Source organism: Amycolatopsis sp. NPDC005003, assembly GCF_053600695.1.
Window position 1 is genome coordinate 13,147 of the sequence record NZ_JBSGAI010000076.1, and the last position, 13,955, is coordinate 27,101.

The 13,955-nt window shown below is 74.5% G+C and carries 2 protein-coding genes; both read right to left on the reverse strand.

Going from position 1 to position 13,955, the window contains the following annotated elements:
* Positions 1 to 9 precede the first annotated feature (9 nt).
* The gene (locus ACWED2_RS45645) at positions 10 to 10,173 is read right to left on the reverse strand and encodes an SDR family NAD(P)-dependent oxidoreductase (RefSeq protein ID WP_449696772.1); all 10,164 of its coding nucleotides are present in this window, start codon (positions 10,171 to 10,173) and stop codon (positions 10 to 12) included.
* Positions 10,174 to 10,221: 48 nt separating this feature from the next.
* On the reverse strand, positions 10,222 to 13,955 hold a 3,734-nt coding region (locus tag ACWED2_RS45650; protein ID WP_449696773.1), incomplete at its 5' end, for an acyltransferase domain-containing protein.

Below are 13,955 nucleotides of genomic sequence, written 5' to 3' on the forward strand. Positions count from 1 at the left end.
CACCTTCTTTCAGAGCAGTTCGGTCAGGTGCGCGGCGAGCAGTGCCGGTGTCGGGTGGTCGAAGACCACGCTCGGCGCGATCTTCCGTTCGGTGCGGGCGCGCAGCCGGTTGCGGAGCTCGATCGCGGTGAGCGAGTCGAAGCCGATCTCGAACAGCCCCTGGTCCGGGTCGACCTGGTGGGCGGCGCGGTAGCCGAGCACCCCGGCCACCTGCGTGCGCACCAGTTCCAGGACGACCTTCGCCCGCTCGTCCGGCCCGAGCCCGGCCAGCCGCCCGGCCCAGTTCTCGTCCACAGTGGACGCCGGCCGGGCCTGCTGCCGTCCGGCGCGGACCAAGCCGCGCAGGAGGTGCGGCACTTCGGTGCCGGCCGCCGCTTCGGCGCGCAGGCCCCGCAGGTCGAGCCGGGCGGGCACCAGCAGCGCCTCGCCCGCCCCGATGGCGGCGTCGAAGAGATCCATGCCGTCCGCGGGTTTCATGGCGACCAGCCCACCGCGCCGGGTCATCCGGGCCCGGCCGGCTTCGCCGGTCCCGGCCGCCATGCCGCCAGTGGTCTGGTCCCACAGGCCCCACGCGAGCGACTGGCCCGGCAGGCCGGCCGCGCGCCGGTGGGCCATCAGCCCGTCCAGGTACGCGTTGGCTGCGGCGTAGCTGCCGCTGCCCGCGCCCATGAACACCGCGGACACCGAGGAGTAGACGACGAACGCGTCGAGGTCGAGGCCGCGGGTCAGCTCGTCGAGGTGCCGCACGGCATCGACCTTGGGGGCGAACACCGCGGCCAGCCGGTCCGGCGTCACCGTCCCGATCACCCCGGCGTCGGCGATACCGGCCGTGTGCACCACGGCGGTCGGCCGGTGCTCGGCCAGCAGGGCCGCCACCTGGTCCCGGTCCGCGACGTCGCAGGCGGCCACGGCGACCTCCGCGCCGAGCGCGGTGAGGTCGGTGACCAGGTCTTTCGCGCCTTCGGCGGCCAGACCGCGCCGGCTCGCCAGGACCAGCTTCCGCACGCCGTGCCGCTCGACCAGGTGCCGGGCGGCCAGGCCGCCGAGCGACCCGGTGCCGCCGGTGATCAGCACCGTCTCGCCGAAGTCCACGTCCGAGTCCTTGGCCGCCGCGCGGGTGAGCCGCGGGACGTGGAGGGTCGTGCCCCGCACCGCGAGCTGCGGCTCGCCGGTGGCCAGCACCGCACCCAACGGCAGCTCGCCGTCGGTGTCGACGAGGATGATCCGGTCCGGGTTCTCCGCTTGCGCGGCGCGGACCAGGCCCCAGACCGCGGCCCCGGCCGGGTCCGTCACCCCGCCGTCGCCGGCGGGCACCGCGCCCCGGGTCACGATCGCCAGCTTCGTGCTCTCCAGGCCGCCGCCGGCCAGCCAGCACTGGACGACGTCCAGCACCCGGACGGTGAGTTCCAGCGGATCGTCCCCGGCGGCGTCCATGACGGCCACCGCCGGTGCTTCGGCCGCGCCGGTCAGCACATCGTCGGCCAGCGTCGCCACCTGCTCGGCGGTCGCCGCCGGTACCCAGGACGGCTCCGGCAGCGTCGTGTCCACAGAGGACAGCCGGGTCCAGTCCACCCGGAACAGTGCCCCGGTGTCCGCCGCCATCGTCAGCTGGTCGTTCGTCACCGGGCGGCCGACCAGGGACTCCAGCGTCACGACCAGGCCACCGGTTCCGTCGACGGCTTCGAGGGACAGGCTGTCCGGTTCGGGCTTGGCCACGCGCACCCGCAGCATCGAGGCGCCGGCCGCGTGCAGCCGCAGCCCGTTCCACGCGAACGGCAGCCGCACCTCGTCGCCGTAGGACTCGGTGTCCGCCGCGACGCTGACCATGGTCGAGTGCAGGGCCGCGTCCAGCAGCGCGGGGTGGATGCCGAACGCGGCCGCGTCCGTCCCCTCGGGCAGCGTGATCTCGGCGAAGGTTTCGTCACCGCGCCGCCACACCGCGCGCACGGCCCGGAAGGTGGGCCCGTAGCCGTAGCCGACGTCCGCGAGCACGTCGTAGGCGCCGGTGATGTCCACCGCCTTCGCGTCGGGCGGCGGCCAGGCGGCGAAGTCGAAGCCGGCGGTGCCCCGCGGGCGGTCGTCCGGGGCCAGCACGCCGGTCGCGTGCCGGACCCAGCCGTCCGCGTCCTCGCGCAGGGAGTGGATGTCGACCGTGCGCGAGCCGTCCTCGCCGGGACCGCCGAGCGCGACCTGGACGCGGACGCCGCCGCGGCGGGGCACCACCAGCGGTGCCTCGATGACCAGCTCGTCGAGCAGCGAGCAGCCGGCTTCGTCACCGGCCCGCACGGCCAGCTCGACCAGCCCGGTGCCGGGGACGATCACGACGTCCCGGACCGCGTGGTCGGCCAGCCAGGGGTGCGTCCGCAGGGACAGCCGCGAGGTGCAGACCAGGCCGTCGGACTGCGGCAGCGCCACGACAGCGCCGAGGAGCGGGTGGTCGGCCCCGGCCAGGCCCAGCGAGACGGCGTCGGACGCGGAGTCCGCGGCGCGGAGCCAGTAGTGCTCGTGGTCGAAGGCGTACGCCGGCAGGTCCACCCGGGCGGGCGGCACCAGCGTGGCCCAGCCGATTTCGACGCCGCGGACGAACAGTTCCGCCATCGACGTCAGCAGCCGGCGAAGGCCACCGTCGTCCCGCCGGAGGGAACCGGTGACGACGGTGTCGGTCTCGTCGGTGCGCTCGGTGATCGGCTGGACCAGCACCGGGTGGGCGCTGATCTCGACGAACACGCCGTGCCCCTGTCCGAGCAGCGTGTCCACGGCCGGGCCGAACCGCACCCGGCCGCGCAGGTTCCGGTACCAGTAGCCGCCGTCCACGACACCGTCGTCGGTGATCCACTCGCCGGTCAGGGTGGAGAGGAACGGCACCAGCGGCGCCCGGGCGTCGAGCCCGGAGAGGGCTTCGGCCAGGGGCTCCTCGAGGTCTTCGACGTGCCGGGTGTGCGAGGCGTAGTCCACCGCGACCCGCCGGACCCGGATTCCCTCACCGGACAGCACTTCCAGCGTTTCGCCGAGGGCCTCGGCGTCCCCCGCGATCACCACGGATCCCGGACCGTTGACGGCGGCCACCTCGACCCCGTCCACCAGCCGCGGCACCACATCGGCTTCGCCCGAAGCGACCGAGGCCATGCCGCCGCGGCCGGAGAGCTTCGCGGCGATGGCCTGGCTGCGCAGCGCGACCACCTTCGCCGCGTCTTCGAGCGACAACGCCCCGGACACACAGGCCGCGGCGATCTCGCCCTGGGAGTGGCCGAGCACCGCGTCGGGGACCACGCCGACCGAGGACCACACTGCGGCCAGGCCGATCATCATCGCCCAGCTCGCGGGCTGCAGCACCTCGACCCGGTCCAGGTCACCGTCGCCGCGCAGGACGTCGAGCAGCGACCAGTCGATCCACGGCTCCAGCGCGGCCGCGCACTCGGCGATCCGCTCGGCGAACACCGGCGACGCGTCGAGCAGCTCCCGGCCCATGCCCACCCACTGCGAGCCCTGGCCGGGGAAGACCCAGACGAGCTTGCCCGGTGTCCCGGCCCGGCCGGTGACCAGGCCGAGTTCGTCCTCGCCCCGGGCGAGCGCGGCCAGTCCGGCGCGGGCCTCGTCGGCGGACTCCGCCACCACGACCGCGCGTTCGCCGAACCGGGCCCGGCCCGGCAGGGCACCGGCGACGCCGGAAAGGGGCTCGTCCCCGAGGAACGCGGCCAGCCGGCGCGCCTGCCCGGCCAGGGAGCCGGCACTGCGGGCCGACACGACCAGCGGCACCACGCCAGCCGGCTTCTCGCCGACGGCCGGTGGCTCGTCCGGCGCCTCTTCGACGATCAGGTGGGCGTTCGTGCCGCTGATCCCGAACGAGGACACCCCGGCCCGGCGAGGACGGCCGTTGCGCGGCCACTCCCGGGCCTCGGTCAACAACGAGACCCCGCCCGCGGACCAGTCGACCTGGCTGGTGGGCTCTTCGACGTGCAGGGTCGGCGGCATGACGCCGTGCCGCAGCGCCTGCACCATCTTGATCACGCCCGCGACACCCGCGGCCGACTGCGTGTGCCCGAAGTTCGACTTCACCGAACCCAGCCACAACGGCGTCTCCCGGTCCTGGCCGTAGGTGGCCAGCAGCGCCTGCGCCTCGATCGGGTCGCCCAGCGCCGTCCCGGTGCCGTGGCCCTCGACGATGTCCACATCGGACGGTTGCAGGCCGGCGCCGGCAAGGGCCCGGCGGATCACCCGCTGCTGGGACGGCCCGTTGGGCGCGGTCAGGCCGTTGGACGCGCCGTCGGAGTTCACCGCGCTGCCGCTCAGCACGGCCAGGATCCGGTGCCCGCGCTCGCGCGCCACCGAAAGCCGCTCCAGCACGACGACACCGACGCCCTCGGCCCAGCTCGTGCCGTCCGCGCCTTCGGCGTAGGCCTTGCACCGGCCGTCGCCGGCCAGGCCCCGCTGCTTCGCGAATTCGACGAAGGTGCCGGGCGTCCCCATCACCGTGACCCCGCCGGCCAGTGCCATCGAGCACTCGCCCTGCCGCAGCGCCTGCCCGGCCAGGTGCATCGCGACCAGCGACGACGAGCACGCCGTGTCGATCGTGACCGCCGGGCCCTCGAACCCGAAGACGTAGGAGACCCGGCCCGACACGACGCTCGAAGCGCCCGCGGTGCTCGCGTAGCCCTCCAGTTCGGCCGGGTCCGCGCCCATTCCGTAGCCCTGGTTGGACACGCCGGCGAACACGCCGACGTCGGCGCCCTTCAGCGAACCCGGGTCGACGCCGGCCCCTTCGAGGGCTTCCCAGGACGCCTCCAGCAGCAGCCGCTGCTGCGGGTCCATGGCGAGGGCTTCACGCGGGGAAATCCCGAAGAAGCCCGCGTCGAACAGGCCCGCGCCTTCGAGGAATCCGCCCTGGCTGGTGTAGGTGGTGTCGGGGTCGTCGTCGAACAGGTTCTCCAGGTCCCAGCCGCGGTCGTCGGGGAACGGAGACAAGCCTTCGCGGCCCTCGCGCACCAGGCGCCAGAGGCCTTCGGGATCGGTGACTCCGCCGGGCAGGCGGCACGCCATGCCGACGATGGCGATCGGCTCGCCGGCGTCCGCGGCCGTCGTCTTCGCCGCCGGAGTGGTGGCCACGCCGCCGCCGAGTTCGTCGCGCAGGTAGCGGGCCAGCGCGACCGGCGTCGGGTAGTCGAAGACCAGCGTGGCGGGCAGCTTGAGCCCGGTCGCCTCGCGCAGCCGGTTGCGCAGCTCCACCGAGGTGAGCGAGTCGAACCCGGTGTCCTTGAACGCCGTGTCCGCGCGGACGGCCTCCGGCCCGGCGTGCCCGAGCACCAGCGCGACCTGCGTGCGGACGACGTCGAGCAGCAGTGCCTCCTGCTCGGCCGGGGCGAGCCCGGCGAGCCGCCCGGCCACGCCGGAGTCCACAGTGGACGCCGGACGCGCCTGCTGCCTGCCGGGGCGGACCAGGCCGCGCAGCAGGTGCGGCACCGTCCCGGCGGCCCGGGTCGTGCGCAGGTCCAGCTTGACCGGGACGACGAGCCCCTCCGGCGCTGCGTCGAACAGCTCCATGCCCTCGGCGGGCGAGATGGCCAGGACACCGCCGCGGCTCGCGCGCGCCTGGTCGGCGCCGCCGAGGTGGGCGGTCATGCCGTCGGTCTGCTCCCACAGGCCCCAGGCCAGCGCCGTGCCGGGCAGGCCCGCGGCCCGGCGGTTGGCGACCACGGCGTCGAGGTAGGCGTTGGCGGCGCCGTAGTTGCCCTGCCCGGCCGAGCCGAAGACCCCGGACGCGGACGAGAACACGACGAAGGCGGTGAGGTCGAGCTCGCGGGTGAGCTCGTCGAGGTGGCGGACCGCGTCGACCTTGGGCGCGAACACCTTGGCCAGCCGCTCCCGCGTCAGCGAGTCGAAGACGCCGTCGTCGAGGACACCCGCGGTGTGCACGACGGCGGTCGGCCGATGCTCGGCCAGCAGCGCCTCGACCTGGGCGCGGTCGGCGAGGTCGCAGGCGACCACGGAGACTTCGGCGCCCTGGGCGGTGAGTTCCGCGGTCAGCTCGGCCATGCCTTCGGCGTCGGGCCCTCGGCGGCTCGCGAGCACGAGCCGCCGGACGCCGCGCCGGGCGACCAGGTGCCGGGCGGTGAGCACGCCGAGCGAGCCGGCGCCCGAGATCAGGACCGTCCCGCCGGTCACGGCCGGTGCCTCCGCGGCCTCGGCGCGGGCGAGCCGCGGGGCGGCCAGCGTAGTGCCCCGGACCGCGACCTGGGGCTCGCCGGAGGCCAGCACCCGGCCCAGCGGGACGTCGCCGTCGGTGTCGACCAGGACGATCCGGTCCGGGTTCTCCGCCTGCGCGGCGCGGATGAGGCCCCACACGGCAGCACCGGCGGGGTCGGTCACCTCGCGGACGGCGCCGCGGGTCACCACGACTAGGCGGGCGTCGTCGGGTGCGTCGGCGAGCCAGGTCTGCACGGCCTCCAGGACGCGGCCGGTCAGTTCCAGGGGGTCCTCGCCGACGGCTTCGAGCACCTCGACGTCGTCCGTGGGCGCGTCCCCGGCCGGGGAAATCTCCGTCCATTCCAGGCGGAACAGCGCGTCACGGTGGGCCGCGGTGTCCAGCTGTTCGGTCGACACCGGCCGGGAGACCAGGGAATCCGCCGTCACGACGAGCCCGCCGGCCTCGTCCGCGGCTTCGACCGACAAGGCGTCCGGGCCGCTCGGGGCGAGCCGGACGCGCAAGGCCGACGCCCCGGCCGCGTGCAACACCAGGCCGTTCCAAGCGAACGGCAGCACCGGCCGGCCGGGCTCTTCCGTCGAGGCGGCCCCGGCCATCCCCGCGTGCAGGGCCGCGTCCAGCAGCCCGGGGTGGATGCCGAACCGGGCCGCGTCCGCGCGGTCGTCCTCGGAGAGGGCGACCTCGGCGAAGATCTCGTCGCCCCGCCGCCACACCGCCCGCAGGCCCCGGAACGAGGGCCCGTAGGCATACCCGCGCTCGACGAGACCGTCGTAGAAGTCCCCGACGTCGACGCGCTCGACGCCGGGCGGTGGCCAGGCGGTGAAGTCGAACGGTTCCGACGCCGACGGGGTGGCCGCCAGGAGGCCGGTGGCGTGCCGGGCCCAGACCTCCCCGCCGGCGTCCTCGCGCAGGGAGTACACCTCGACCGTGCGCGAGCCGGTCTCCCCCGGCGGGCCCACGACGACCTGGATCCGGACCCCGCCGCGCCCGGGGACGACCAGCGGGGCTTCGATGACGAGTTCCTCGAGGACCGAGCAGCCGGCCTCGTCCCCGGCCCGGACGGCCAGCTCGACGAGCCCGGTGCCGGCGACGAGCACCACCCCGCCGATGACGTGGTCGGCCAGCCACGGGTGCGACTTCAGCGACAGCCGCGAGGTGAACACCAGGCCGTCCGACTGCGGGAGCAGCACGACGGCCCCCAGCAGCGGGTGGTCGGCCGCGACCTGCCCGAGCGAAGCCGCGTCCGTGGCCCGCGTGGCGGGCTGCAGCCAGTAGTTCAGCTGGTCGAAGGCGTACTTGGGCAGGTCGACGAACCCGGTCACCGGCGGCAGCAGGGCGGACCAGTCGACGTCCACCCCGCGGACGAACAGCTCCGCGACCGCGACGATCAGCGCGGTGTCCTCCGGGCGGTCGTCCCGCACCGCCGCGACGCAGGTGACCTCGGCCGCCTCCTCGACGAGGGCGGTCAGCGCCGCGCCCGGCCCGAGCTCCACGAACACGGCGGCACCGGACTCCGCCGCGGCCGCGACGCCCTCGGCGAACCGCACCGGCCGCCGCACGTGCTCGGCCCAGTAGCCCGGCTCGGTCAGTTCGCCGGGCTCGGCGAGCCGGCCGGTCACGTTGGAGACGACCGGGATTTCCGGCTCGTGCCAGGTCACGCCGGCCAGCTCGGCGGCGAACTCGGCGAGCATCGGTGCCATCCGCGCGGAGTGGAAGGCGTGCGAAACCTTGAGCTGCTTGGTCTTGTGCCCGCGCTCGCGCATCCGGGCGGCGGCCGCGAGGACCGCGTCTTCGTCGCCGGAGAGGACCACCGCCGACGGGCCGTTGACGGCGGCGAGCTCGACACCCTCGCCGAGCAGTTCGGCGGCTTCGGCTTCGGAGGCGGCGACGGCGACCATCGCCCCGCCCGGCTCCAGTGCCTGCATCAGCCGGCCCCGCGCCGCGACGATCCGGGCCGCGTCCGGCAGCGAGAACACGCCCGCGGCGTACGCGGCGGTGATCTCGCCGACGGAGTGGCCGAGCACGACGTCCGGCCGGACGCCCCAGGACTCCGCGAGCCGGAACAACGCGCTCTCCACCGCGAACAGCCCGGCCTGGGTGAACACCGTCTGGTCCAGCAGGCCGGTTTCGGCGGGCACCTCGCCCAGCACGACGTCCCGCACGCGGTGCCCGGCCCGGCCGGCCAGGCAGGTGTCCAGCTGCTCGCAGGCCTCGTCGAACGCCGCCGCGAACACCGGGTACCGGCCGTGGAGCGCCCGGCCCATGCCGAGCCGCTGCGAACCCTGGCCGGGGAAGACGTAGGCGACCTTGCCCGGCCGGGCCGACCCGGTCACCACGCCGGGCGCGCGTTCCCCGCGCGCCAGCGCACGCAGCCCGGTCACCGCGTCCTCGTCCGTGCTCGCGACGACGACCGCGCGGTCGCCCAGCAGCGCCCGGCTCGACAGCAGCGCACTCGCCAGCTGCCCCCTCGACACGCCGGACTCCACGACGTCGGCGAGACGCCCGGCCTGCGCGGCCAAGGACGCCGGACTCCCCGCCGAGACGACCAGCGGCACCGGTCGTGAGTGATAAAGAGGGTTAGAACCCGAATCTTCACTCACGACGGGCTGCGGGGGTGCCTCTTCCAGGATCAGGTGCGCGTTGGTCCCGCTGATCCCGAACGCGGACACCCCGGCCCGGCGCGGCCGGTCCCCGGCGGGCCACTCGCGCGGCTCGGTCAGCAGCTCGACCGCGCCGGCCGACCAGTCGACCTCCGGTGTCGGCTCGGCCACGTGCAGGGTCGGCGGCATGACGCCGTGCCGCAGCGCCTGCACCATCTTGAGCACGCCCGCGACGCCGGCGGCCGCCTGCGTGTGCCCGAAGTTCGACTTGACCGAGCCGAGGTACACGGGCCGCTCGCGGCCCTGGCCGTAGGTCGCCAGCAGCGCCTGCGCTTCGATCGGGTCGCCCAGCGCGGTGCCCGTCCCGTGCGCCTCCACGATGTCCACATCGGACGCGACCAGCCCGGCCCCGGCGAGTGCCTTGCGGATCACGCGCTGCTGCGAAGGCCCGTTCGGTGCGGTCAGGCCGTTGGACGCGCCGTCCTGGTTGACCGCACTGCCGCGGATGACGGCCAAAATCCGGTGGCCGCGTTCCTGCGCCACCGAAAGCCGTTCGAGGACGAGCACCCCGGCGCCCTCGGCCCAGCCGGTGCCGTCCGCGGTCGAGGAGAAGGCCTTGGACCGGCCGTCCGCGGCCAGCACCCGCTGCCGGGAGAACGCGACGAACGTGCCGGGCGTCGGCATCACCGTCGCCCCGCCGGCCAGGGCCATCGAGCACTCGCCCGCGCGCAGGGCCTGGGCGGCGAGGTGGATGGCCACCAGCGAAGACGAGCACGCGGTGTCGATGGTGACCGCCGGGCCTTCGAGCCCGAAGACGTAGGACACCCGGCCCGAGGCCACGCTCGACGCCGCCCCGATGCCCGCGAACGCCTCCAGGTCCGGTGTGATCGCCCCGGCGCCGTAGCCCTGGGTGAAGACGCCGGAGAACACGCCGACGTCGCTGCCCTTCAGCGAAAGCGGGTCGACCCCGGCGTCCTCCAGGGCCTCCCAGGACGTCTCCAGCAGCACCCGCTGCTGCGGGTCCATGACCAGGGCCTCCCGCGGCGAGATGCCGAACAGGCCCGCGTCGAACAGCCCGGCCCCGCGCAGGAAGCCGCCCTGGCTGGTGTACGACGTCCCGGGATTGTCCGGGTCCGGGTCGAACAGGCCGTCCAGGTCCCAGCCCCGGTCGTCGGGGAAGTCCGAGAGGGCGTCGACACCGCCGGCCACCAGCCGCCACAGGTCTTCGGGCGAGGCCACCCCGCCGGGGAACCGGCAGGCCGTCCCGACGACGGCGAGCGGCTCGTCGGCGTGCCGGGCGCCCTGCTTGCGCAGGCTGTGCAGCTCCGCCGTGACGCGCTTGAGGTACTTGAGGAGTTTCTCGTCCGTGGCCATTCCTGTGTCCTCACAAAGGTTTGCTGGAGCGTGGGTCCCGGGCCGGGGTCAGCCGAGGCCCAGCTCCTCGTCGATGAAGTCGAGGACTTCGTCGGCGGACGCGGCGTCGAGCCGGTCCGCCAGCGTTTCGCCGTCCGCTTCCCCGCTCACGCCGGTGCACCGGGCCACCAGGCCCTGCAGCCGGAGCGTCAGTCCGGTCTTCGTGGATTCGTCGAGCACCAGCCCGCCGAGCAGCGCCTCGACGTCCTCGATCCGGGCGTGCACCGCCGAAAGCGCGTCGTCGCCGGCGCCGAGCTCGGCACGCAGGTGCCGGGCGAGGACCAGCGGGGTCGGGTAGTCGAAGGCGAGCGTCGCGGGCAGCTTCAGCCCGGTGCTCTCCCGCAGCCGGTTGCGCAGGTCGACCGAGGTGAGCGAGTCGAACCCGGCGTCCTTGAACGCGGTGTCGGCGCGGACGGCGTCCGGCCCGGCGTGCCCGAGCACGGCGGCGACCTGGCCGCGCACGAGGTCGACGAGCAGCGCCTCCTGCTCGGGCGCGGCCAGCCCGGCCAGCTTCGACGGCAGGTCGTTGTCCACTGTGGACGCCACTGGTGCCTGCCGCCGCCTCGGCCGGACCAGCCCGCGCAGCAGGTGCGGCACGGCACCGCCGGCCCGCACCTCGCGCAGGTCGAGCTTGACCGGCACCAGCAACGCGGGCTGCGCGCCCAGCGCCGTGTCGAACAGGGCCATGCCCTCTTCGGCCGTGATCGGGCGGACGCCGCCGCGGCTCATCCGGGCCTGGTCGGTGCCGCCGAGGTGGGCGGTCAGGCCGGTGGCCTGTTCCCACAGGCCCCAGGCCAGCGACAGGCCGGGCAGGCCCGCCGCGCGGCGGGCCGCCATCGCCGCGTCCAGGTAGGCGTTCGCGGCCGCGTAGTTGCCCTGGCCGGGCGAGCCGAAGACGCCGGAGCCGGAGGAGAAGACGACGAACGCGTCGAGGTCCCGGTCGCGGGTGAGCTCGTCGAGGTGGCGGACGGCGTCGACCTTGGGGGCGAACACCTTGGCCAGCCGGTCCGGGGTCAGTGTCCCGATGACGCCGTCGTCCAGGACGCCCGCGGTGTGGATGACGCTCGCCGGGCGGTGTTCGGCCAGGAGGGCGGCCACCTGGCCGCGATCGGCGAGGTCGCAGGCGACGACGGACACCTCCGCGCCTTCTCCGGTGAGGTCGGTGACGAGGTCTTTCGCGCCGTCGGCGTCGAGCCCGCGGCGGCTGGCCAGGACCAGGTTCCGCACGCCGTGGTGGGTGACCAGGTGCCGGGCCACGATCTCGCCGAGCACACCGGCACCGGAGACGAGGACCGTCCCTTGTGGACTCTTCGGCGGGGCCGCGTCGGCGCGAGCGAGACGCGGGACGTAGAGGGCGGCACCGCGCGCGGCGACCTGCGGTTCGCCGGTGGCCAGCACCGCGCCGAGCGGGACTTCGCCGTCGGTGTCGAGCAGGACGATCCGGTCCGGGTTCTCCGCCTGCGCGGACCGCACCAGGCCCCAGACCGCGGCGGCGGCCGGGTCGGTGACCGGGGTGTCCCCGGCGGGCACCGCACCACGCGTCACCACGACCAGGCGGTCCGTTTCGGGCTCGGTCAGCCAGGTCTGGAGCTTTTCCAGGACCCGGGAGGTGGCGGTCAGCGGGGAGTCGCCGCCGGGGACCTCCAGCACGTCGGCGTCGCCGTCGGCCTGCGGACTCCCGGGGAGTTCGATCCAGTTCACCTGGAACAGCGCGTCCCGGGTGGCGCTCGGCGGTCCGAAGGACACCGGCCGCAGCACCACTTCCTTCGCCGTGACGACCAGGTTGCCGGCGCCGTCGGTCGCTTCCAGGGAACCGCCGGGCCCCCGCCGGACCCGCAGGGCCGACGCACCCTCGGCGTGCAGTGTCACGCCTCGCCATTCCATGGGCTGTGACAGGTCTTCGCCGACCAGGGCCGTGTGCAGGAGCGCGGGGTGGATGCCGAACGCGCCGGCGTCCACGTCGTCGGGCAAGGAGACTTCCGCGAAGATCTCGTCGCCGTTCTGCCGTGGGCTCGGCGACTGCGCCGCCGAGAGCGTGCCGGTGGCGTGCCGTATCCACTCGTCGGTGGCGTCGTCGGGCTGGGCGTACACCTCGAGCGGGCGGCCACCGGTTTCGTCCGGTCCGCCCACCGTGACCTGCACCCGGATCGCGCCGCGCTCGGGTACGACCGGCAGTGTCTCGACGACGAGTTCGTCCAGCACCGGGGTCCCGGCCTCGTCGCCCGCCCGGATGGCCAGCTCGACCAGTGCCGCGCCGGGGACGACGATGATGTCGTCCAGGGCGTGCTCGGCCAGCCACGGCTGCGACTTCAGGGACCACCGCGAGGTGAAGACCAGGCCGCCGGTTCCGGGCAGCCGCACCACCGGGCCCGCCGCGTCGGTCGCGGTCTCGACGTACCGCAGCCAGTAGTGCCGGTGGTCGAAGGCGTACGTCGGGAGATCCACCCGCGCGGGCGGCACGAGGGTCGCCCAGTCGACGTCGACGCCACGGACGAACAGCTCGGCCATCGAAGTCAGGAGCCGCCGCAGGCCACCGTCGTCCCGCCGCAGTGTCCCGACGGCGTCGGCGAGTTCGCTGATCGGCTGCACCAGCACCGGGTGGGCACTGACCTCGACGAACACGCCATGCCCCTGCTCGATCAGTGTCTCCACCGCCGGGCCGAAGCGGACCTGGTTGCGCAGGTTCCGGTACCAGTAGCCGCCGTCCAGGACGCCGTCCTGCACCCACTCGCCAGTGACCGTCGAATAGAACGGCACCACCGGTGCCTGCGCCGTGATCCCGGCCAGAGTCTCGGCCAGGGGGCCCTCGATGTCCTCGACGTGCCGGCTGTGGGACGCGTAGTCCACCGCCACCCGCCGTCCCCCGAGGGCTTCGACGGCCTCGGTGAGCGCTTCGGCATCACCCGCGATCACCACCGACGACGGGCTGTTGACCGCGGCCACCTCGACCCGGTCGGCCCACGGCGCCAAGCGGGCGACGGCGTCTTTCTCGCTCAGCGCGACCGACGCCATCCCACCGCGGCCGGCCAGCTTCGCCGCGATGGCCTGGCTGCGCAACGCGACCACCTTCGCCGCGTCCTCCAGCGACAACGCACCCGACACGCACGCGGCGGCGATCTCGCCCTGCGAATGGCCGAGGACCGCATCGGGAACCACCCCGACCGAGGACCACACCGCGGCCAGGCCGACCATCACGGCAAAGCACGCGGGCTGCAGCACGTCGACCCGCTCAAGGTCACCCTCACCACGGAGGACGTCGAGCAGCGACCAGTCGATCCACGGCTCCAGCGCGGCCGCGCACTCGGCGATCCGCTCGGCGAACACCGGCGACGCGTCGAGCAGCTCCCGGCCCATGCCCACCCACTGCGAGCCCTGGCCCGGGAACACCCACACGACCTTGCCCGGCGAACCCACCCGACCGGTGACCGCGGCTGTGTTTTCCCCGCGAGCCAACGCTTCCAAGCCGGTCACGGCCTCGTCCCGGCTGCCCGCCACCACGACGGCCCGGTCATCGAACCGGGAGCGGCCGGAGACCAGCGCCCCGGCGACGGCGGACAGGGGCGCGTCGGATTCGCGGAGGAACGCGGCCAGCCGCCCGGCCTGACCGGCCAGTGCCCCGCGAGCCGACACCACGATCGGCACCACAGCCGGTCGTGAGTGGTAATTCGGGTTAGAACCCGAATTACCACTCACGACAAGCCGCGGCAGACCTTCCTCGGGCGCTTCCTCCAGAATGAGGTGCG